Annotated in this window: 18 protein-coding genes; 13 read left to right on the top strand and 5 right to left on the bottom strand. The window is 40.5% G+C overall.

Annotated elements, in window-relative coordinates; genetic code table 11:
- Window positions 1-859: 859 nt before the first annotated feature.
- The gene (rihA, locus tag AAEY97_RS09785) at window positions 860-1,792 is read right to left on the bottom strand and encodes a pyrimidine-specific ribonucleoside hydrolase RihA (RefSeq protein WP_350998475.1); all 933 of its coding nucleotides are present in this window, start codon (window positions 1,790-1,792) and stop codon (window positions 860-862) included.
- 242 nt (window positions 1,793-2,034) lie between these two features.
- Here rihA and AAEY97_RS09780 point away from each other — a divergent pair, with 242 nt between their 5' ends.
- Together AAEY97_RS09780 and AAEY97_RS09775 are read left to right on the top strand one after the other, a co-directional pair.
- Window positions 2,035-2,286 carry a YkgJ family cysteine cluster protein gene (locus AAEY97_RS09780; RefSeq protein WP_011639430.1) on the top strand — a complete coding sequence of 84 codons (252 nt, stop codon included), beginning with the start codon at window positions 2,035-2,037 and terminating at the stop codon, window positions 2,284-2,286.
- Between the two features lie 35 nt (window positions 2,287-2,321).
- A complete protein-coding gene (locus AAEY97_RS09775) occupies window positions 2,322-2,777 on the top strand; it encodes an Rrf2 family transcriptional regulator (RefSeq protein WP_101088681.1) in 456 nt (151 codons plus the stop codon).
- Here AAEY97_RS09775 and AAEY97_RS09770 read toward each other — a convergent pair.
- The 3 genes from AAEY97_RS09770 to gpmM form a co-directional block, all read right to left on the bottom strand.
- Window positions 2,752-3,510, bottom strand: coding sequence for a divergent polysaccharide deacetylase family protein (locus AAEY97_RS09770; RefSeq protein ID WP_502959444.1), 759 nt, complete (start codon window positions 3,508-3,510; stop codon window positions 2,752-2,754). The two genes, AAEY97_RS09775 and AAEY97_RS09770, sit on opposite strands and share 26 nt — an antisense overlap.
- 191 nt (window positions 3,511-3,701) lie before the next feature.
- On the bottom strand, window positions 3,702-4,835 hold the full coding sequence (locus AAEY97_RS09765) for a murein hydrolase activator EnvC family protein (protein WP_350998471.1): 1,134 nt from the start codon (window positions 4,833-4,835) through the stop codon (window positions 3,702-3,704).
- 10 nt (window positions 4,836-4,845) lie between these two features.
- Window positions 4,846-6,387 carry a 2,3-bisphosphoglycerate-independent phosphoglycerate mutase gene (gpmM, locus tag AAEY97_RS09760; RefSeq protein WP_101088678.1) on the bottom strand — a complete coding sequence of 514 codons (1,542 nt, stop codon included), beginning with the start codon at window positions 6,385-6,387 and terminating at the stop codon, window positions 4,846-4,848.
- Between the two features lie 251 nt (window positions 6,388-6,638).
- Between gpmM and AAEY97_RS09755 the strand changes: the two genes are divergently transcribed.
- The 11 genes from AAEY97_RS09755 to AAEY97_RS09705 all read left to right on the top strand — a co-directional run bounded on the left by AAEY97_RS09755 (window position 6,639) and on the right by AAEY97_RS09705 (window position 21,564).
- A complete protein-coding gene (locus AAEY97_RS09755) occupies window positions 6,639-7,073 on the top strand; it encodes a rhodanese-like domain-containing protein (RefSeq protein WP_101088677.1) in 435 nt (144 codons plus the stop codon).
- A 208-nt stretch (window positions 7,074-7,281) separates the two neighbouring features.
- Window positions 7,282-7,755, top strand: coding sequence for a protein-export chaperone SecB (gene secB / locus AAEY97_RS09750; protein ID WP_011639424.1), 474 nt, complete (start codon window positions 7,282-7,284; stop codon window positions 7,753-7,755).
- Window positions 7,756-7,758: 3 nt separating this feature from the next.
- Window positions 7,759-8,775, top strand: a complete 1,017-nt coding sequence (gene gpsA / locus AAEY97_RS09745; protein WP_162024215.1) for an NAD(P)H-dependent glycerol-3-phosphate dehydrogenase — start codon at window positions 7,759-7,761, stop codon at window positions 8,773-8,775.
- A gap of 124 nt (window positions 8,776-8,899) precedes the next feature.
- Window positions 8,900-10,081 (top strand): BaiN/RdsA family NAD(P)/FAD-dependent oxidoreductase, encoded by a 1,182-nt coding sequence (locus tag AAEY97_RS09740; protein ID WP_350998468.1) that lies wholly within the window; start codon window positions 8,900-8,902, stop codon window positions 10,079-10,081.
- A gap of 340 nt (window positions 10,082-10,421) precedes the next feature.
- Window positions 10,422-12,458 carry a TonB-dependent receptor plug domain-containing protein gene (locus AAEY97_RS09735; protein ID WP_350998465.1) on the top strand — a complete coding sequence of 679 codons (2,037 nt, stop codon included), beginning with the start codon at window positions 10,422-10,424 and terminating at the stop codon, window positions 12,456-12,458.
- A gap of 10 nt (window positions 12,459-12,468) precedes the next feature.
- Window positions 12,469-13,005: a YfiR family protein gene (locus AAEY97_RS09730; RefSeq protein ID WP_350998462.1), complete on the top strand. Its 537-nt coding sequence runs from the start codon at window positions 12,469-12,471 to the stop codon at window positions 13,003-13,005.
- Window positions 13,006-13,370: 365 nt separating this feature from the next.
- Window positions 13,371-15,407: a TonB-dependent receptor plug domain-containing protein gene (locus tag AAEY97_RS09725; protein WP_350998459.1), complete on the top strand. Its 2,037-nt coding sequence runs from the start codon at window positions 13,371-13,373 to the stop codon at window positions 15,405-15,407.
- 10 nt (window positions 15,408-15,417) lie between these two features.
- A complete protein-coding gene (locus AAEY97_RS09720; protein ID WP_350998456.1) occupies window positions 15,418-15,951 on the top strand; it encodes a YfiR family protein in 534 nt (177 codons plus the stop codon).
- Entirely contained in the window at window positions 15,948-18,296 is a 2,349-nt protein-coding gene (locus AAEY97_RS09715) for an ATP-binding protein (RefSeq protein WP_350998453.1), read from the top strand. The genes AAEY97_RS09720 and AAEY97_RS09715 overlap by 4 nt, the downstream gene beginning before the upstream one ends.
- On the top strand, window positions 18,296-20,386 hold the full coding sequence (locus AAEY97_RS09710; protein ID WP_350998450.1) for a two-component system response regulator: 2,091 nt from the start codon (window positions 18,296-18,298) through the stop codon (window positions 20,384-20,386). Before AAEY97_RS09715 ends, AAEY97_RS09710 begins: the two co-directional genes overlap by 1 nt.
- Before the next feature lie 314 nt (window positions 20,387-20,700).
- Window positions 20,701-21,564: an alpha/beta hydrolase family protein gene (locus AAEY97_RS09705; RefSeq protein WP_350998447.1), complete on the top strand. Its 864-nt coding sequence runs from the start codon at window positions 20,701-20,703 to the stop codon at window positions 21,562-21,564.
- 167 nt (window positions 21,565-21,731) lie between these two features.
- Here the strand turns inward: AAEY97_RS09705 and AAEY97_RS09700 are convergent, their stop codons facing one another.
- Entirely contained in the window at window positions 21,732-22,184 is a 453-nt protein-coding gene (locus tag AAEY97_RS09700) for a 5' nucleotidase, NT5C type (RefSeq protein WP_350998444.1), read from the bottom strand.
- Window positions 22,185-22,196 lie beyond the last annotated feature (12 nt).

Below are 22,196 nucleotides of genomic sequence, written 5' to 3'. Positions count from 1 at the left end.
TTCCCGGTATTGCTTTGCATTCATCCAATCTATTTGGACGGTTGACTCTCAATCAATAGAAAGTGACCAGTCACGCCGGGGGTTTAGGTCCACTCTTATTATCATTGTCTGCTTTGTCATGACATCAAAGTCTCGTCTAACGACGAGGCTTTTTTTGTATCTGAAATTTACGTGTTATACCAATCTCATTAAATATCTGGTCAGTTCAGCGTCTCTCAGGTTTTTCAATTCAAGGCGCATTGATGTAGAAATGGTTGTTACCTTTTTAATCGATGTAACACAGAAGTGGAATAACTGAGAGACTCCATTCTGGCGGGTTTCAAAGTCCTTTATGCTTTGTTAGATGTTTTCAAAATACGACGGCATGGTATATTTTTTTCCATAAAAAATAAGACATCCCCACCATCCATGGCGGTCAGATGCTGGAGGTAGAGTATCGCAGGAGCTTATTACCGAGAATCACTATTCGATTCAATCATCTGCCTTGCCTACAGCACTTTAAACTCCCGCTGAAAGATCACATATTTAATAGGATTGGTATTAACTCCAAATTGATATACATAGCTAAAAGCAGAGTGTTAGTTAAGTTAGATTAAAAGTTTATCGAGATTGTGTACCATTTATTATTGGGTGTGGATTATAGAGATAATAAAATAGTCTTTGTCGTATGGGCCGCTGGTTCATTGTTTATTGCTGTAGCTAGTTTGTATGGAATATTAATTGGTAACTATTTAAGCAGAGAAAAAGAGTTGAATGTTACGCTTGCTCGGTATTAGTACTGCAGATAACGAATAAGATATTAATTGTTATCCGCAGTTACTGCCATGCAGGTTACTTTTATCTGCATGGCATGAGTTTGTTAGTAATCGCTTAGACGTTCTACGATAAAGTCGACAAAACCTGTTCGGTTAATATTGAACAATACTTTTGCATTATGTGGTTTACCGGTTAATTGATAACGATCAACCACTGTCATTCCCTGTGTATATTCACCTTTCGTTTCAACACCCACCCAACAATCGACCGAGGTAAACAGTGATGGATTAAGTAACCATGCGATGGTGCAAGGGTCATGTAGTGGTGCCCCAGTGAATCCCCATTTGGGGTCGCGGTGATAAATCATAAAAAAGTCGAGTAATTCCGCAACACATTGCGCGATAGGATTTTTAATGGCTCTAATTCGCTCAATATCCTCATCCATAATCTGGGCTTCGTGAGTCACATCTAGTCCGCACATTACGATTGGCAAGCCAGATTTGAATACCATATCTGCAGCTTCTGGATCGACAAAAATATTAAATTCAGCAGCTGGTGTCCAATTGCCCACACCTGCAGCGCCACCCATCAGAACGATACTATCTATGTTGTGATGTAACTCAGGATGAGCAGCTAGAAACAGCGCAATATTAGTTAACGGTCCAGTTGGAACAAGTGTGACGGGTTGCTTACTGTTACGCACTTTTTCGGCCATCAGTTCAATAGCCGTTTGTTCTACAGGTGCAAAGGCTGGATCGGGCAATTTGGGTCCATCCAGACCACTCTCGCCGTGAACATTATCTGCAATGATCAGATCACGAGCTAATGGCTTAAGGGCGCCGCTTGCAACAGGTATATCATGACGATCTAATAGTGTTAGTACACGTAAAGCATTGTTTAAGGTTTTGTCTGGTGTTTGGTTGCCGGCACTGGTGGTGACAGCTAATACATCAAGCTTTGTAGAGCTAAGTGCTAAAATAAGTGAGATGGCATCGTCATGACCGGGATCACAGTCGAGAATTACAGGACGTTTCATGGGTAATTTCCTTATTCTATAAGAGGGTATAATGTACCACTATGACTGTTGTGTGCTTAATGCTTAAGAACTAAAAATGTGATCTAATATACAATGGCATAGTGGTTGAAGAAATGCTCGAGAGTAACTTGCCTTAGCTCGGCGACTATTTCAATTATTCTCGATACCAATAATGTAATTAAACATGTCGTTAAGAGTACATTCTTGTAAAATACAGTGTTTTTTATTTAGTGGGTAAAGTTATGGATTGTCGTTTGGGTTGTGGTGCCTGCTGCATTGCGCCTTCTATCACTAGTGCAATACCAGGCATGCCAATGGGGAAACCTGCTGGGGTGCGTTGTATTCAATTAAATGCCGATAATCTGTGTATGATTTTTGGTCAACCAGAACGTCCAGATGTTTGTGCTGAGTTTAGTGCAAGTATTGATGTGTGCGGCACCACAAATGAACAAGCTTTATGGTTGATCACTGATTTAGAGTCTTCAACATGCTAATCTGCGTTTATTACTTACCTTGGATATTTTAGATCATGCAATTAACCCGATATACAGATTTTGGTATTCGCATTTTGATGTATCTTGCGGTGCAATCTGAACGCGAAAGTTTGTTTCGAATAGCTGAAGTGACTAGTGTGTTTGACCTTTCTTCAAACCATGTAGCCAAGATTATCCATCAATTGGGAAAAAAGGGATATTTGCAGACGGTCAGAGGTAAAAGTGGTGGTTTTAGATTAGCAAAAGCTGCTGATGAGGTGTTAATTGGGCAATTGGTCCGTGATTTAGAGCATTCACTATCACCTATTGATTGTGACTCACCTTATTGCCGATTTACGCCAATATGTCAATTAAAAGGCGTGTTGGGTCAGGCTGTTACAGCTTATCTGGCGGTACTTGATCAATATACCTTAGCTGATATTGTATCCAATAAAACGGAAATTTTATCTACACTACCTGACTTATCTATTTCAGTGTTGCAGTTGGATTAGGCAGACTTGCTGTCGTGACATTTATATCATCAAATAATTGAGATGTTGGTACTAATGTGATGCCATTATCGTTCAAACGAGCTAAATTAGCGTTTAAAAATCGAATGGTCTCTGGGTAAGGATGTGCAATAACAACCAGCTTATCTTGCCGTTTGGATTGCGTAATCATCTGCTGAAACTGACGTTCAAGCGCACGTTCACTAATGTCGTTATCTAAAAATATGTGTCTTCTCAGTGATGGTACTCCAAGCTGCATCGCTTTGTTGCTGGCTTTGGTATATTTAGTGGTAAAACTATCGACAAAAAACAACTGCTGCTGTTTTAAACTCTGCATTACCCATAACATCGGTTCATCCATTTGAGTCAGTAAACTCCCCATATGATTATTAGCCCCTTTAGCAAACGGGATATTAGAGAACGCACTTTGTAACTGTTGTTTAATTTGTGTCTCATTCATATCATTGGTTAGCCCTCCAGGTCCTAAAGCTTTGCCATTTAAGGCTTGCATTGGTAGGTGTAACATTATTTCATGACCTTTATGATAACCATCTTGCGCAAGTTTTTGTCCTAGCGGAGTATGGGGCAACACCGATAAAGTGATCGAATTGGGTAATGACAATGCTGCTTCGTCAGTTAGGCGATAACCAATATCGTCAATGATAATGGCTAATTTAGTCGCTGTAGCGGGCATAATGCTACATAAGCATAGTAGGAGTAATAGTAGGTTTCGCACGAATTTAGCTTATCTGGTTGTGTGAGTTTTATTGTTCAATGATATCTATATAACGGCGTGATTATAGACACAGTTATGCCCGTTGATATAGTGCTAATTAATCGGGCCGTTAACCGCTTTCTTTGGCAAGGCATAATGCTATACCTTGTAATACGTTGAACCATTGAATATTAGCAATACGTGTTTTGCTATTAACGACAATAATAAGCTGGGTCGACAGCCTTACCTTTATTACGGATTTCGAAATATAACCCTGGTTCGCTTTGCCCACCTGAACGGCCAACAAGCGCAATAGACTCGCCAGTTTTCACCATATCTCCAGGTTGTCTTAATAGTGTTTGGGCGTGACCGTAGAGGCTCATATAACCCTTACCATGATCAATAACTAACACCATACCAAAACCACGTAACCAGTCGGCATAAATAACTTTTCCTGATGCCACAGCATTGATATTTTGTCCTTCAGGTGCGGCAAGTACAGTTCCTTTCCAAACAATTTGTCCAGAACGGTTGCTACCAAATCGTTTACTCACTCTGCCGTTAGTTGGCCATTTTAATTTGGCTTTTTGACTGACTAATCCATCCATAGTTGGATTGGCTTTTGCGGCAAGCATTGCTTGTTGCACTATACGTTTTAAACTTGCCTCTTCTATTTGCAGTTGCTCTAATTCCGCACCTTTACTGGATAAGGTTCTTTGTAGTTGAGTCAATGTTTGTTGGCGTTGGCCTTGCTCTTTGGTTAATTGCTGCGCTTGTTGTTTTTGATCTATCACTAAAGCATTGAGTTTTTGCTTTGCTGTTACTTGCTGTTGCTTAACTTTATTAAGATCAATGCTAGTTTGCTTGAGTTGTTGAATAGCTTTTATGCGGGCATTGTTGAGAAATTGATAATACGCCAGCATGCGCTCAACTGTGGCCGGATTTTGCTGATTCAGCATCATCTTAGTGTAATCATGATTACCTGCCAAATAAGCGCTAGATAACTGTTTTGATAAGGTGTCTTGCTGACTTTTTTTAAGCTTGGCTAAATCTATCTGCTGTTTATCCAAGTTGCTAAGTTTGGCGTTAACTTCAGTCAATGAATTTTGTGATTGATTGACTTTTTTAGCTGCTTTTGCAATCGCTTGCTCGTCACTTTTTAGTAACGCAATAAGCTTCTCGCGTTGCCTTGAGGTGTCTTTGAGCGAATTTTGTTGTTGGTTTATTTGTGCTTGAATAGACTTCAAAGCCGACTGGCGTGAAGACAAATCAGCACTATTTGCCGTAAATGAAAAGATTAGAAAGCCAGCAACAATGCTGGCTTTAATAAATAAACGAGTTATCACGAGTTAATGTTTACTCTTTAAGGTCAATGATACAGCGTCCACTCATTTCTTTCGGGATGCTTTGGCCCATTAAGGTTAACATAGTTGGCGCAATATCGCTCAAGCGTCCACCATCTTTTATCACGGCATCACGACCGACATAAACGAACGGTACCAAGTTACTGGTGTGAGCTGTAAATGCTTGTCCGTTAGAAGGATCTTTCATTTTTTCGGCATTACCATGATCGGCAGTAATCAAGCATTCGCCATCAACTTTAGCTAACGCTTCGACGACACGACCAATACATGCATCAACCGCTTCACACGCTTTAACTGCGGCATCAAAGTTACCGCTATGGCCGACCATATCACCATTTGGATAGTTACAAATGATGACATCATATTTTGTAGATTCTATCGCGGCTACCAATTTATCGGTTAATTCTGTCGAGCTCATTTCAGGTTGCAGATCATACGTTGCGACCTTAGGTGACTGAATTAAAATACGATCTTCACCTTCGAATGGCTCTTCTTTACCACCATTGAAAAAGAAAGTCACATGAGCATATTTTTCAGTTTCCGAAATACGCAGCTGGGTCTTACCCTGGTTTTGCAGGGTTTCGCCTAAAGTATTGACTAAATCACTCGATGGATAGGCTACCGGAGCATTAATGTCTGCAGCGTAGTCAGTTAACATCACAAAGTTGATTTTTGGTGTTTTATTACGTTTAAACCCGTCAAAATCTGGATTCACGAAAGTGCGGGTGATTTGGCGAGCACGATCTGCACGGAAATTCATAAATATCAGTGAATCATTATCGCTTAATACGGCAGCTTCGCCTTGCGCATCAACAATGGCAGATGCTGCAACAAACTCATCGTTTTCATCACGAGCATATGCCGCTTCAAGCGCTTCTGGTGCCGAAGCATAAGCGAACTTACCCTTAGCTTCGGTGATTAATTCGTAGGCTTGCGATACGCGATCCCAACGATTATCACGATCCATGGCAAAATATCGACCAATAATTGAGGCTGTACGGCCATGACCTAATTCAGCAAATAGCTCATCAAAATGGACTAAGCTATTTTGAGCGCTACGAGGTGGCGTATCACGGCCATCTAAAAAGGCATGTAAGTACACTTTTGTTGCGCCGCGTTCAACAGCCATACGGCACATAGCTTCAATGTGCTCTTCATGGCTGTGTACACCACCGGCAGACAATAGCCCCATAATGTGCACCGCACCATTTGCGGCAATGGCTTTGTCTACTGCATCGCAAAGTGCTGCGTTTTGTTCAAACTCATGGTCTACAATTGCTTTACTGATGCGGGTGAGTTCTTGATAAACAATTCGGCCAGAACCAATATTGATATGGCCAACTTCAGAGTTACCCATTTGACCATCGGGTAATCCGACGTCAATACCAGAACCTGAAATAAGACTGTGAGGGTATTGTGCATTGAGCTTATCTAAGACAGGAGTGTTTGCATGAAAAACCGCGTTATCTTGCGTGTCTTCACTGTAACCCCAACCATCAAGGATAAGTAATGCGAGTGGACGTTTTTTAGCCATTTGCAAGTACCTTATTAAGTTAAAATAGAAGTGTTATAAAATTTCAATTGTATGAATATTACTACTTATCGATAGTGTGCAAAAGGCATATAGGTTTGAAGATATAACTAAAGCAGCTGATAACGAGGGGCGAGTCACGAATAACTCGGCGTAAACCGTTTATTTTAGGTGTTTCTTTAATGAAAACTGCCGAGCAAAACGATATACTCGAGGCCATCTCATCTTAGTCATCGTCAGAGAAATCAGTAATTATGCAAGAATATATGGAATTTTTTAAAGCGAATCCAATGTTAAGCTTAGCGTGGGTCGGCTTGTTTGTAGCACTTGTTGTTAGTGTCATTAAATCTGGTACATCAAAAGTGAAAAATGTCAGTCATCAAGAGCTAACACTCATGGTGAATAAGCAAGATGCCAAACTCGTTGATGTGCGTGGCAAAGAAGAATTTAAGAAAGGCCATATTGTTGATTCACTCAATGTGACCTTATCAGAAATTAAAAATAATCAAGTCACTAGCCTTGAAAAGTTTAAAACTAGCCCCATTATATTAGTATGTAACTCAGGTATGACATCGTCACAAGCAGCTCAACTTCTTACTAAACAAGGATTTGAAAACGTGTTTAACCTTAAAGGTGGCATGGGCGAATGGCAAGGTGCTAATTTACCAGTAGTTAAAAGCAAGCGTTAATATGGTTGCTTAATGGTATTCGGTGTTAACGAATTTGGGTATGAGTTAACACGGTTTATTATCAAGATCTTGTTCGTTATCATTTATCGAGCTGGATCAACTTTACGGGATAGCACTAATGTTAGATTAATTCTTTATGCATTGAGTGTGAAAGCCCAACACAATTAGCTTCACAGAAAAGCTAAATAACATTGATAGGTAGGAAATTATGGCTGAAGTAGCAAACAACGAAGCACAAGCACCACAGTTCAACATTCAGCGTATTTATACAAAGGATTTGTCTTTTGAAACGCCAAACAGCCCTGCTGTTTTCCAGAAAGAATGGAACCCAGAAGTAAAATTAGATTTAGATACTCGCAGCAACAAATTGTCTGACGACACATACGAAGTGATTTTATCACTGACTGTTACCGCTAAAAATGGCGAAGACACCGCATTTTTATGTGAAGTTCAGCAAGCGGGTATTTTCTCGATTGTGGGTTTAACTGAGCAACAACTTGCCCATTCTTTAGGTGCATATTGCCCTAACGTATTGTTCCCATACGCACGTGAATTAGTTGGCAACTTAGTTGGCCGTGGTACTTTCCCACAACTAAACCTTGCTCCAGTGAATTTTGATGCTCTATTTGCTCAGTACGTTCAACAGCGTCAAGCTGCTGCAACTGAAGAAGCAACTGCGTAATTTATGAATAACGCTGCCGAAATTACGGTATTAGGGGCGGGGTCTTATGGCACCGCCCTTGCTATTTCTTTAGCCAGCAATGGCCATAAGACATTGCTTTGGGGTCACGATCCTAAAAGCATGCAAGTATTAGCGGAAAGCCGCAGTAATGAACGTTTTTTGCCTGGCATTCAGTTTCCTGATTGTTTATCCATCGAAGCTGATTTAGGCAAAGCCTTAGCCGCCAGCAAGAATATTTTGGTTGTTGTACCAAGCCATGTATTTGGTGACGTGCTTAAGCAAGCAAAACCATTATTGCGTGACGACGCACGTATTGTGTGGGCGACCAAGGGCTTAGAGCCTGAAACTGGCCGTTTATTACAAGATGTTGCTCGTGAGCAATTAGGTGAACATTATCCACTAGCTGTGTTATCTGGGCCTACCTTTGCCAAAGAATTAGCCGCTGGTTTACCTACCGCTATTTCGGTTGCGGGTACTTGCCCACAGTTTACCCATGACTTAGTCGAATTGCTTCATAGTCCAAAACGCTTGCGTGTATACGCAAATGACGATTTTATCGGCATACAATTAGGCGGAGCGGTTAAAAACGTGATTGCCATTGGTGCAGGTATGTCCGACGGTATTGGCTTTGGTGCAAATGCGCGTACCGCACTCATTACTCGTGGTTTAGTTGAACTGAGCCGTTTAGGTGAAGCTATCGGCGCCGATGCATCAACCTTCATGGGTATGGCGGGTTTAGGTGACTTAGTATTAACGTGTACCGATAATCAGTCGCGTAATCGTCGTTTTGGTTTGGCTTTAGGTCAAGGCAAAGACGTTATCACCGCGCAAGAAGAAATCGGTCAAGTAGTCGAAGGTTATCGAAACACTAAAGAAGTGTTTACCTTAGCCAAACGCCTAGGGGTAGAAATGCCGATCACCGAGCAAATTTACCAAGTCTTATACCAAGGTAAAGCACCGGTTGAAGCAGCAAAAGAGTTACTTAGTCGAGACAAGAAATCTGAAACGCTGAAAAAATAGTGCAACAGAGCGGCTAAGTTAACCGTGAATAGATACTAAAAAGGATGCTAAAATAGCATCCTTTTTTGCATTTAATATTTATCAATTAAATACAAAACAACCCATTTAAAGTGTGGAGTAAAACGTGAAACATCATGACGTAATTATTATCGGCGCCGGCGCGGCAGGATTAATGTGTGCTGCTACTGCGGGCTATCGAGGTCGTGATGTATTGGTGCTAGACAATGCCAAACAAGCTGGTAAAAAAATTCTTATCAGTGGTGGCGGACGTTGTAACTTTACCAACCAAAAGGTTGAGCCGCACCAGTTTATTTGTGGCAATCCACACTTTGTAAAATCAGCATTAGCTCGCTATCGTTCAAGCGATTTTATTGAGCTGGTTGAACGTCATGGTATTGAATACCATGAGCGCGAGCATGGGCAGTTATTCTGTAATGACTCAGCCAAAGAAATCGTCACCATGTTAATGACTGAATGCGAATGGGCCGGCGCTAAAGTAAAGCTGCGTACTGAAATGCTATCTGTTACTAAAACGGATACAGGATTTAATTTAACTACCTCAAATGGTGATTTTAGCTGCGAGTCGTTAGTGATAGCGACTGGCGGTTTATCCATGCCCAAATTAGGTGCTACGCCTTATGGCTATAAGCTGGCAGAGCAATTTGGTTTAACGGTGTTATCAACCAGTGCTGGTTTAGTTCCATTTACGTGGCATGCCGAACAAAAAGTGCGCTTTGAGCCGTTATCGGGTATTGCCGTGCCAACAACCATTACCGCCCAAGATGGTACTCAATTTAGCGAAGCGTTATTGTTTACTCATCGAGGTCTATCAGGCCCAGCAGTACTGCAAATTTCTAATTACTGGCAGCCAGGTGAAGCAATTTCTATCAATTTATTACCGGGTGAAAACGCGTTAGATAAAATTGAATTTGCACTAAAACATCATCCAAAGCAAAGCCTACGCAATACCTTAAGCCAGTGGTTACCTAAGCGTTTGGTTGAAACACTATTTGACGAGTCTCAACTGGATAAAGCTTTAAATCAGCTCGGCCACGGCGAGCGTGAAAAACTTGCTAACGACTTAAACGACTGGTCTATTATTATGAATGGCACCGAAGGCTATCGCACTGCCGAAGTGACTTTAGGCGGCGTTGACACCAATGAATTGTCATCTAAAACCATGCAAGCTAATAAGGTACCAGGTTTGTATTTCATTGGTGAGGTAATGGACGTAAGTGGTTGGTTAGGTGGATTTAATTTTCAATGGGCTTGGAGCTCTGGTGTTGCTGCAGGATTGGCAGTTTAATTGTGTGTAGTGACAATAAAGTTTGCCCGTAAGTGCAAATGACCCGTAGTGGCCAACTCATTTTTAACGATGCTACATGCTGAATTCAGGACGACGTTAAACGAAAAGCTGATTAAAGGGTTTCCTTATGGGTAAACTCTTTTGTCATTATTTCGATCACTAATATTTTTTATTGTTCTGCACAAGATCTACCACTCAAAAATTACTTAATATCTTATCCTGTAACATACTTTTTCAACTTAATCGTGTAAGTTAATCGTGTAAATTAATTGTGAACTTTTTATTCTTTAGTCAGTAAACTCTCACAATTGTCGTTAGCTTAATAAGGGAATTGTTGAAAATGTTAAAGTTGAACCTTGTTTCTTATTCCGTGCTATTAGCCTTTTTGGCTAGTTACAGTGCAATTGCCAACGAATCAAACTCTCTCGATCTTAGTCTGCAAGAGTTACTGAATGTCGAAGTCACTTCGGTATCAAAACAAAAACAGTCTTTGTCGAATTCGCCCGCAGCAATCTATGTCATCACAAGCGAACATATTCGTAATTCAGGTGCTACTTCAATCCCGCAAGTGCTTCGCGATGTACCAGGGCTGCATGTAGGGCAGATTGACTCTCAAAAGTGGGCTATCAGCAGCCGAGGTTTTAATGGGCGCTATAACAACAAATTACTCGTATTGATGGATGGCCGAACCCTGTATTCGCCAATATTTTCAGGTGTCTACTGGGAGGTTCAAGATACGCTTATGGCCGATATTGAACGCATCGAAGTTATTCGCGGGCCTAGCGCAGCGATGTGGGGTGCCAATGCAGTAAACGGTGTGATTAATATTATTACCAAACACAGTGCAGATACATCTGGTGGCTATGCAGAATTGGGGGCCGGAGATTATGAGCAAGGATTTGCTGGTTTTCGTTATGGTTCCACATTGTCTGACAATGCAACATCAAGAGTGTATGTAAAAGGCCATAGCAGAGACTCGCTTGAGTATAATTCGCAAGATCTCGATAGAGCTCTTGCGGAGCAATTAGCCACAGTCGAGAAAGAAAATGACTGGACGCATTTTCAAGTTGGAGGTCGCGTTGATATAGAGCTCGAGACGGGCACAAGCCTCATGTTGAGCAGTGATGTGTATCGTACTGAAATGCAGCAGACCTCCTATTACCCATCATTAGTTGGGCCTTCATATCGTGAATTTAACCGTGATGAAATAAGCAGTGATGGCTTTAATCTATTATCAAAACTCACTAAAGCATTATCGTCGACCTCTCAATATAGCCTTCAAGCCTACTACGATTATGCAAAAAGAGATGATGACTGGTACGGATTTAGTAGTGAAACGGTTGATGTTGATTTTCAGCATCAGCTACTTGTTGGACAAAATCATAGTATTGTCTGGGGGCTTGGTTACCGTTTTATACAAGATGATTTCGACCAAAGCAGTATTATCGTAAGTAGCGAGCCAGAATCGACACGAACCAATTTGTGGAGTGCATTTGTTCGTGATGAGATTACGTTAGTCGAAGATGAGTTGTGGCTGACGTTAGCGTCACGTTTTGAACACTATGACGACACTGGCTTTGAGGTCCAACCGAATGCTCGCCTGATGTGGCAGTTGAATAAAAAAAATAATCTGTGGGCCTCTGTTGCTCGCGCAGTCAGAACACCGTCACGGATAGAGAATAATCTATCGGTGAACTCACAAATCATACCGCCTTCAGTTCAGTCGCCATTGGTCAGTATATGGGTGGCTGGTAATGATAATTATAAATCTGAAGAAATCATTTCTTATGAGGTAGGTTATCGTTTTACGCCTGCAAAAAAATGGTCATTTGATTCAGCAATATTTTATAACGATTATGACCAATTGCGCAGCGCTCCAGCTGGCGCAACAGATTTAAGCACATTTCCCAATTATATTTCGCAATATTTAACATTCAGTAATGATCTTGATGGATATAACTATGGATTTGAATTGTCATCTCAGTGGGCTGCCACTGATACTATCCAATTCAAAATAAACTATAGTTTTACTCAAAATGAGTTTGGTGAAAGTCAAAGTCAAAATACTGATGCTCCAGAGCATATGATATCGACAATGATGGATTGGAGTATTAGCGATAATGTTGACTTTAATCTAGTTTGGCGTTTTGTTGGTGACGCTTACGTATTAAATATTAATGACCTCAGTACTAAGACAATTACTAGCACTAGCGGAGTCGATTTAGGGCTGCACTGGAAGGTTACGCCTGATGTCATACTGTCAGCGTTTGGTAAAAATTTACTTGATCCAGCACATCTTGAGTATGAAGGAGAGAGTTATCAGCTCCCTTATCGTGTGGGGCCAAGTTATTACCTCAAAGCTACTTTGACCTTTTAAGGTAGCAACAATGAAAAGTTCCAGTTTAAGTCGACAGTTACTGTATTCATTATTAGTCGTGGGAGCTATTTTGCTTCCACAAGTCTCTATGGCGCAGAACGTATTCGAGTTAAAAGCGGCATTAACCTATAACTTTGCTAAGTTTACTCAATGGCCTGAAGTGCGTCTTGATGCACAATCCGCGTGGAAAATATGTTATTTCAACAATCAATATCACGATAGTTTTATGGGGCTCTCTGATAAAACACTGTTCACTCAATCTGTCATGATTATTCAGTTGTCAGACACAAGTAAAATCGAACAGTGTGATGTAGTTTTTATTGACGCTAATTCTAGAGACATAACACATCGCTTATTATTGACGGTAGAGAATAAAGCTATTTTAACGGTTTCGGATATTACCGGTTTTGCAATGCAAGGTGGGATGATTGAAATTGTCGAGCAAGATAAGCGATTACAATTCAAGGTTAATATGCAAGTGTTAGAAAAGTCAGGATTAAAGATCAGCTCCCAAGTATTAAAATTAGCCCTTGAGGTTAAGCGTTAACATCATTAATTGTTCACCGCAAAAAAGTTATCGTTTAGCATAATACATCGCAGGATGACGCGATATTATCGTGAGCAATCTTTCTATCAGCGATTATGTTTAATCTTTCGGCGCAGCCCAAAAACGGCAACTTGCTAATGATATTGTTGCATTGGCCGATATTTATATTTGTGTCCTCAAAAATTAGCATAAGTTCAAAATTGAGACCTTCGACGGTTCATTTTTCGTGAGTTGTTGAGGTAATATTGCTATGTTTATTGTGCAACACACTTTCAACTTAATCGAATAAGTTGAAAGTGTGATGTAAATTATTTAATCAACAGATTGGCATGCCTGCCTTTAGCTTGACGAAGGAATTATTGAATATGTTAAAGCTGAAAATGACTTGTTATTCTGCGTTATGTATTTTTCTTGCAAGTTCTACAGCTATAGCGGCTGAATCAGACTCTTTGGATCTCAGTCTACAAGAGTTAATGAATGTTGAAGTGACTTCTGTATCAAAGCAAAAACAGCTTTTATCTAATTCACCCGCTGCAATCTATGTCGTCACCAGCGAAAGTATTCGTCGCTCTGGGGCAACCTCAATCCCACAAGCACTTCGCGATGTGCCAGGGCTGCATGTTGCGCAGATTGATTCACAAAAATGGGCCATCGGTAGCCGTGGTTTTAACGGCCGCTACAATAACAAACTATTGGTATTGATGGATGGTAGAACCCTTTATTCTCCAGCTTTCTCCGGTGTTTATTGGGAAGTACAAGACACACTCATGGCAGATATTGAACGTATCGAAGTCATCCGTGGTCCAAGTGCGGCTTTGTGGGGCGCCAATGCGGTTAATGGTGTGATTAACATTATTACCAAACACAGTGCCGACACATTAGGAGGCTATGTAGAGCTAGGTGCCGGAGATTATGAACAAGGTTTTGCTGGTTTTCGTTATGGTTCGACATTGTCTGACAAGGTCACGTCGAGAGTATATTTAAAAGGCCATGAAAGAGATTCGTTTGAGCTTGACCCAAATGATCTTGAGAGTGATTTACTGGTACCATTTGCTGATGCTGGCAAAGATAATAGCTGGCAGCATCTGCAATTAGGTGGGCGCATTGATATTCAGCTTGAGACAGACACAAGCCTCACGTTAAGCAGCGACTTTTATACGTCGAAGATGCAGCAAGCACCTAATATTGCATCAACAGACGCGCCGCTATACCGAGAGTATTATACTGACGAAGTCAAAAATGATGGTTTTAACCTGTTATCAAAGTACACCAAAGCGTTATCGGCAACCTCTGAATATAGCGTACAAGCCTATTACGATTATGCTAATAGAGATGAAAATTTATATGGTTTAAGCAGTGAAACATTTGATGTTGATTTTCAACATCAGTTAATTGTTGGACAAAATCATAATGTTGTTTGGGGATTAGGATATCGTTATATACAAGATGATCTCGGCTCCAGCCCTATTCTAGAAAGTAGTGAGGCTTTCTCGACAAATACTGATTTGTGGAGTGCATTCATCAGTGACGATATTATGTTAGTTAAAGACGAGTTGTGGCTTACTCTGGCTTCGCGCTTTGAACGTAATGATTACACTGGTTTTGAAGTTCAACCCAATATTCGTCTTAGATGGCAGTTAGATGCAAAAAACAGTGTATGGACTTCTATTGCTCGAGCAGTGCGAACCCCGTCAAGATTAGAAAATAATATATCTGTAAATGGCCTGAATATACCGCCTTCTGACGAGGCCCCACTGGTTAAGGTATGGGTGTCGGGTAACGACAACTTTGAATCCGAAGAAATTATCTCATACGAGATGGGGTATCGTTTTATTCCGGCAAGCCAATGGTCTTTTGATACTACCGTGTTTTATAACGATTATGACAAACTGCGCAGTACTTCAATAGCTGCAACAGATTTCAGTACATTTCCTAATTACATTTCGCAACATTACCTATTTGGAAATAGCTTGGACGGATATAACTATGGGGCTGAGTTATCTTCATTATGGGCTGCAACGGATGCGCTTCAGTTTAGAGTCAATTACAGCTTTATCCAAAGCGAATTTGGTGACAGTTTAAATCAGAATACCGACGCACCAGAGCATATGTTGTCGACCATAATTGATTGGAATATTACCGATGATGTTGATGTTAACTTCGTATGGCGTTTTGTCGATAGCACTAACTTAATAAGTCAAAACGGCACAAGTATAAAGACAATTTCTAGCTATCATAGTGTTGATATTGGAGTGAGTTGGGACATCACGCCTGAGGCTACACTATCGGCCTACGGGAAAAATTTACTTCACCCAGCCCACCTTGAATATGAAGGAGAAAGCTTACAATTCCCTTATCGGGTAGGGCCAAGTTACTTTGTTAAAATGACTTTAACTTTTTAAGGTCGCGACAATGAAAAAAGCTAATTTGAGTCGACAGATATTGTATTCATTATTGATTGTATTTGTGCTGCTTCCGCGTTCATCAATAGCCCAGGACTCGTTTGATTTAAAAGCGGCGTTTACCTATAACTTTGCTAAATTTACTCAGTGGCCTGAATCGCGTCTCCATGAAAAATCGGCGTGGAGAATATGTTTTTTTGGTAATCAATATCGTGACAGTTTTATTGAATTGGCTAATAAAAAATTGGCCGGTCAATCCATTGCAGTCATTCAACTTTCAGAAACAAGTGCAATCGCACAATGTGATGTGGTCTTCATTGATACCAACTCAAGAGATTTAACCCGTCGTTTGTTTTTGGCTGTCGATAATAAACCTATTTTAACGGTTTCGGATATCTCGGGGTTTGCAGTGCAAGGAGGCATGATTGAAATCATCGAGCAGGATAAACGATTATATTTCAATATTAATAGTAAGGTGTTAGAGGCATCAGGCTTAAACATCAGTTCACAGGTATTGAAATTAGCACTTGAGGTAAAGCGATGAAAATAATAAATTTTGCATCAATCCGAACAAAGTTGATTTTTTCAATGCTAGTGATCGCTATTATTGTCATTGTTATTATTTCTTCATCATTAATCACTAAACAATATGCCGTGACAAAAGAGAAGGCCGAACAGGGCTTAGCGGTGTTAAGTGATATTGTTGCGAGCAATAGCCTGTCAGCGGTTATTTTTAATGACCCAACATCAGCAGAAAAAACCTTATCTGCACTTATTGCTCAACCAGATATTATGCATGCGGCAATATATAACCCTACTGGGAGTCTATTTGCTACTTATCAGGGCAATAAGGCTTATCAAAGTAGTATTGATCAGCAAACGTTATTAAATATTATTTCTTCCAAGAAAAAACTGACGCAGTTTAATCAAGATGGCGTGCATTCATATACCCCACTAGTATTTGAAGGTGAGGTGGTGGGATTACTGCATATTACCGATAATATGAACGAATTCACCAAGCAACTAGACGACTATTTAGTACTTGTTTTATCCACCAGCATTTTTGCCATTTTTGCCAGCTTGTTGGTGATGTTTTGGTTGCAATCTTTATTCACCAAGCCACTTAATACCCTGTTAGAAGTGATAGAACATATCTCAAATAATAAAGACTATACGCAACGCGTAAACCTCAAGTCTAATGATGAATTCTCTCAGTTGGCGCACAGCTTTAATGTGATGATCGGCGAGGTTGATGCCCGAGGTAGACAATTAGAAACCATTAACCATGAATTAGAAAATCGAGTATTAGAGCGCACGTTTGAATTACAACAAACCCTTGAGATTGCCAAAAAAGCCAGCCAGGCCAAATCTGAGTTTTTAGCGGTAATGAGCCATGAAATTAGAACGCCACTCAATGGCATTGTTGGTTTTTCAGATCTACTGACCTCTTTTAAATTAAATAAAAATGTGTCCAACACGGTTCAAATGATCAACGACTCAGCACAAACATTGCTGGTGCTGTTGAATGAAGTGCTCGATTTTTCGAAAGCAGACGCCAATAAAATGGATTTAGACATTAAAGAATTTAATTTGCCCGATCTTGTCACTTCTGCATGCCATTCTCATAAAGTGTCGGCAGAGAAAAAGGGCCTTAATTTTGACGTGTTCATATCGCCATTGATCCACGAAAACTATTTGGGTGACTCCGTCAGAGTGCGACAAATTATTAATAACTTTGTCTCAAACGCTATAAAGTTTACACACCAAGGCGCTATTTCGGTACAGATAAGCGAGCACATGGAGGCTTCAGATACCTTTATTACGTTTACCGTTAAAGATACCGGTATTGGCATTGCGACAGCTAAACTAGAGAGTATTTTTACCCCCTTTATGCAGGCTGATAACTCTATTACCCGCGAGTTTGGCGGAACCGGCCTTGGTTTAGCCATTTGCCAACAACTCGTCGTATTGATGAATGGTCGTTACGGTGTAGAAAGCACCTTAAATGAAGGCAGCAACTTCTGGTTTAGCATTCCACTTGTACCACAAGACAACTCATTCATCGCTTCTCCTGCAGTAGTTGAACCGGATAAGAGTGTTCAGGCAACGTATCGATCAACAACCGTGCTTGTTGCTGAAGATAATGTGGTCAATCAGCTGGTGGTAAAGAGTCTGCTAGCGTCTTTGGGGCATCAGTGTGAAATTGTTAATAATGGCCAAGAAGCCATTGTCCGAGCGAGCGAGAAAAAGTTTGATTTAATCTTTATGGATTACCATATGCCAATAGCTGATGGAATAGTTGCAACTAAAGCAATCACTGAGTTAGGTCAGAATGGTATTAATCATGAAACCCCTATCATCGCACTTACTGCAGATATCCAACCAAGTGTTAAAAGGCTATTCCGTAATGCTGGCGCTAAAGACACGTTGTTAAAACCTTTTACCCGCCAGAACCTATCTGAATGTATGAATAAATGGGTGTTTGAACCTGCGAGTCTTTCCGAGGTTGTCGAAGATACTCAGGACGAGGCGTCGTTAGTATTTGTTGATGGACCGCTTGATGACATTCAACAAATTTCGCCAGATGACTCGTACGATCTTGTTAACAGCATAGTGGATTTGTACTTACAAAATGCACCTGAGTTAATTAAAAATATTATAGAAGGCGTAGTCGACAATAATGCCGACCAAGTCTTTAAATCTGCACACTCTTTAAAGTCCAGTTCGGCCAATGTCGGGGCGATAAAAATTCAAATGTTAGCGAGCCAAATAGAGTTGTTTGCACGTTGTGGTGACTTGAGCGATGCCAATCATCTCGCAGACACATTATTGCCCGTGTTTGAACAAACGAAAGAGGCAATATTGCTAAAGTTAGCGAGGTTTGTTTAATGTTATTAAATACACTTCAAGATGTGGTGCTAATCGTTGATGATGACCCTGTCATTCGGATTCTGATGCGTCGAGCATTAAACCAGTCAGTGGGTAGTATTATTGAGGCGAGTAGTGGTGAAGAGGCGATACAGCTTTTTTCTGAGCACTCTCCAGATTTAATATTACTCGATGTGTCGATGGATAACATGGATGGTTTTGAATGCTGTTCAATGATCCGTTCATTACCTGAAGGGGATAATGTCGCCATTATTATGGTGACAGCACTAGATCAGCCGCAAGATATTCAAAAGGCCTTTGATGTAGGTGCAACAGACTTCATGACTAAACCGGTTAAGTGGCCGCTGCTGAGTCACCGCATTCACTATGTGCTGAAAGCTAATAAAACAATCAAAGAGTTAACTAAGAGTAAAAACAAACTCGCCAGAGCACAAAGTATTGCTCACTTGGGCTCGTGGGAATGGGACTTCAAATCCAGTAAGTTAGACTGCTCTGATGAGGTGTATCGCATGCTGGGTATGCAACCTCAAGAGATTGATATTACGTTCTCCAAATTGTTAGAAATCATCCACCCAGATGACCGAGAATTCTTAAAGCTAACCGTTAAAACAGCCTTAAAAACCAGGCAGTCGTATGATATTGAATATCGTGTGTTACATGGTAGTGGAGAGGTGATTACCCTGCATGATAGAACCGATATCACTTACGATTTTGGCGAACCACGGATTAATGGCACTTTGCATGATATTTCTAGTCGGAAAAAGTCAGAGCAAGAAATCGCGTATTATGCCTATTACGATACCTTAACGGACCTGCCGAACAGACGTAAGTTTTTGTTGCAGTTGGACTCTGCGATTGCTCTAGCTAAGCGTCACACAACCAAATTAGCATTGTTGTTCATTGATTTAGATCATTTCAAAAGAATAAACGATACGTTGGGGCATAAAGCGGGAGATGAATTGTTATGCGAAGCAGCCACACGTATTAAAAACTCGGTACGCATGTCAGATGAGCTCAGTGTGGGCAGCCGAGTTGATTATGAAAATGAGCACCTTGCCCGTTTGGGCGGAGACGAATTCACCCTGCTTTTATGTGAGTTAGAAGCATTTGATAACGTCGCAATTATTGCTCAGCGAGTGCTCGATTCACTCTCTAAGCCCTATTTTATTCAGGGACAGCAAACGTTTATTTCGGCCAGCATAGGTATTTCGTTTTATCCTGATGACGGCGCTACCGGCGATATTTTGTTGCAGCATGCAGACACAGCCATGTACGAAGTGAAAAATAACGGCAAAAACGGTTATCAATTGTTTTCTCATGATATGCATAAGTCGTTAATGGATCGGCTTCAAATAGAAGCTGAACTACGTGAAGCGGTAAGATTAGGCAATCAACTTATGTTGTATTATCAGCCACAAGTTGACTCTGTGAATGGCAATATTATTGGGTACGAAGCATTGCTACGTTGGAATCATCCAACAAGAGGCTTGTTAGCGCCGATAGATTTTCTCGCGATTGCTGAAAGTAGCGGCTTGATTATCCCTATTGGAGAATGGGCTTTGCTTGAAGCTTGTAACAAAGCGAAGAAAATACACATTGCAGATGCCAATTTTCAGCGCATGGCAGTTAATCTATCGGCATTGCAATTCAACCATGCAAATATTTTTGACCACGTTAAAAGTGCACTTGTTGAAACCGGCTTACCACCAAGCTTACTCGAGCTTGAAATTACAGAATCAGCCATCATCAGTAACGTCGATGAGGCAATTGCTTTGCTGTTTATGTTAAAAAAACTAGGTGTGAAGTTAGCCATTGATGATTTTGGAACCGGCTACTCTTCATTAAATTACTTAAAGAGCTTTCCCATTGATACATTGAAAATAGATAAATCGTTTGTAGATGGCATTGTGAGTAATCAAAAAGATGCCGCTATTGCTCGCACAATTGTGCAGTTAGCACTTAATTTAGAGCTCAGTACGATAGCTGAAGGAGTCGAATTCATAGAGCAGCATGAGTTACTTAAGGCTATGGGGTGTACTAATTTACAAGGTTATTTGTATAGTAAACCCTTACCTTCGGAAATGGTTTAAAGTGATATGTAACAGCATACATTTTAGGGTTTACCTTTCAATGCCTACTAACTAAATACCTAATACCTAATAGCTAAATGCCTACTGATTAATAGTGTAGGTTAATGGCCGTCGATGACCCATTACGCCATTTTACTCACCTCACATCAGTACGAACTTTAAAAAAGCGATTAAAGAACGGTCATTTTCATAACCGACGTAATGCGAAATGTCTTTGGCTGTCATTGTCGTTGATATTAGTCACTGTTAAGGCATATCAATCCGTACTTCTTGTCAGTATTTATGACCCCCTCCAATTGGCGTAGCTAAAAACAATGAATCTGCAAAATGTGAAGCAAAAAACAATAAAATGCAGCGATAGTGTAGAACTTGTTGCCACCATTTATGAGCCCACAATAACAGTAAAAGGTGCCGTGATGATGGCGCCCGCTACAGGCATTAAAAGACAATTTTACGCTAACTTTGCCAACTATCTTGCCAATAATGGTTATGGTGTTATTACCTTTGATAACCGAGGCATTGGCGGATCATTATTAGGACCTGTTGCCCAGAGTACTGCGTCGTTACAGTGTTGGGGCGAAAAAGACATGCCTGCGGTATTGGAACATTTAAAAACGATATTTCCACAAACACAATATCACTTGGTCGGGCACAGTGCTGGAGGTCAACTGATTGGGTTAATGCACAATGCAATGGACATAAGCTCAATGTTCAATTTTGCCTGTTCTTCTGGACAACTACGAAACATGAAGTTGTCTTATCTGGTACAAGCACACTTTTTTATGAATGCTTTTATACCTTTGAGTAATACCTTGTTTGGTCATACTAAGTCGCAATGGGTTGGCATGGGTGAGCCCTTACCAAAGGCCGTCGCTAAGCAATGGCGGCAATGGTGTAATGGAAAAGGGTATGTAAAAACGGCTTTTGGTAAAACCGTGTATCAACATTGTTATGACGAACTGACATTGCCGTCATTATGGGTTAATGCGGTAGATGATGACATTGCTAATCATGCCAACGTAGCAGACATGATGTCGGTATTTCCCAAGCTTAATGGTCAAACCTTAACATTAACGCCAAGTGAGCATGGATTATCAGAAATCGGCCACATGAAGTTTTTTAGCAGTAAGTCTCAAGTTTTGTGGCCATTAGCGTTGGATTGGCTAGACAAGCATTAAAGCCTGTTGATGAGTTGATGTTAATCTGTAGTTGAACACTAAACTACTTTTGCTGATTAGAGCTTGAGTGGTGGTATTACAATTAGGCGTCACTAGCGACCTTTAAACCTTAGAACATTACGACTTAGTAAGTGGCTCAATGTATACTGGATAATTTATTGCTATGACTAACTCATATTTTTCTGAGTTAGTGTATTCATGATGCTTTTCCAGTTTGGGTATGCTGTCGATCCAAAATGTATTAATTGCCCATCAAACTTATCTTGTCCTCTGCCACTTAATTGATCATCTATCAATATATCCCCTTTTAGAAGACTTTTATTCGCGCAGATAATTAACTTTTCAGTGAAGGCGATGCCAAAATATTTTTCTATCCATACTCGTTTTTCTGTATATGACAGTGGATTTCTGTTCGATGGGGCCGTGAGAATATAAGGGTCAAATTTTTCAGATTTGATCAGGGTATTTACACTTTCGATGGCACCTATTATAGGTGTTAGATTTGCGTAAAAACCATATTGTGACTGCGGAAATGCAATGGATGGTGTCAGATTAATAGCTTGATGAAAAGCGGTGGTATAATCACAGAGCACATCATCCATGTCGATGTATATAAGCATTATTTTATCTTA

Origin of the sequence: Shewanella sp. TB7-MNA-CIBAN-0143 (genome assembly GCF_040310065.1) — a bacterium.
Lineage (GTDB): Bacteria > Pseudomonadota > Gammaproteobacteria > Enterobacterales > Shewanellaceae > Shewanella.
This window is presented reverse-complemented; position numbering and strand designations above follow the sequence as displayed.

What these genes read in the sequence shown, in the direction of transcription:
- AAEY97_RS09780 (WP_011639430.1), top strand. Translation starts at nt 2,035, where the DNA reads ATGGATTGTCGTTTGGGTTGTGGTGCCTGCTGCATTGCGCCTTCTATC.
- secB (WP_011639424.1), top strand. Translation starts at nt 7,282, where the DNA reads ATGGCTGAAGTAGCAAACAACGAAGCACAAGCACCACAGTTCAACATT.
- rihA (WP_350998475.1), bottom strand. Translation starts at nt 1,792, where the DNA reads ATGAAACGTCCTGTAATTCTCGACTGTGATCCCGGTCATGACGATGCC.
- AAEY97_RS09735 (WP_350998465.1), top strand. Translation starts at nt 10,422, where the DNA reads ATGTTAAAGTTGAACCTTGTTTCTTATTCCGTGCTATTAGCCTTTTTG.
- AAEY97_RS09710 (WP_350998450.1), top strand. Translation starts at nt 18,296, where the DNA reads ATGTTATTAAATACACTTCAAGATGTGGTGCTAATCGTTGATGATGAC.
- AAEY97_RS09720 (WP_350998456.1), top strand. Translation starts at nt 15,418, where the DNA reads ATGAAAAAAGCTAATTTGAGTCGACAGATATTGTATTCATTATTGATT.
- AAEY97_RS09730 (WP_350998462.1), top strand. Translation starts at nt 12,469, where the DNA reads ATGAAAAGTTCCAGTTTAAGTCGACAGTTACTGTATTCATTATTAGTC.
- AAEY97_RS09705 (WP_350998447.1), top strand. Translation starts at nt 20,701, where the DNA reads ATGAATCTGCAAAATGTGAAGCAAAAAACAATAAAATGCAGCGATAGT.
- gpsA (WP_162024215.1), top strand. Translation starts at nt 7,759, where the DNA reads ATGAATAACGCTGCCGAAATTACGGTATTAGGGGCGGGGTCTTATGGC.
- AAEY97_RS09775 (WP_101088681.1), top strand. Translation starts at nt 2,322, where the DNA reads ATGCAATTAACCCGATATACAGATTTTGGTATTCGCATTTTGATGTAT.
- AAEY97_RS09755 (WP_101088677.1), top strand. Translation starts at nt 6,639, where the DNA reads ATGCAAGAATATATGGAATTTTTTAAAGCGAATCCAATGTTAAGCTTA.
- AAEY97_RS09715 (WP_350998453.1), top strand. Translation starts at nt 15,948, where the DNA reads ATGAAAATAATAAATTTTGCATCAATCCGAACAAAGTTGATTTTTTCA.
- AAEY97_RS09700 (WP_350998444.1), bottom strand. Translation starts at nt 22,184, where the DNA reads ATGCTTATATACATCGACATGGATGATGTGCTCTGTGATTATACCACC.
- gpmM (WP_101088678.1), bottom strand. Translation starts at nt 6,387, where the DNA reads ATGGCTAAAAAACGTCCACTCGCATTACTTATCCTTGATGGTTGGGGT.
- AAEY97_RS09725 (WP_350998459.1), top strand. Translation starts at nt 13,371, where the DNA reads ATGTTAAAGCTGAAAATGACTTGTTATTCTGCGTTATGTATTTTTCTT.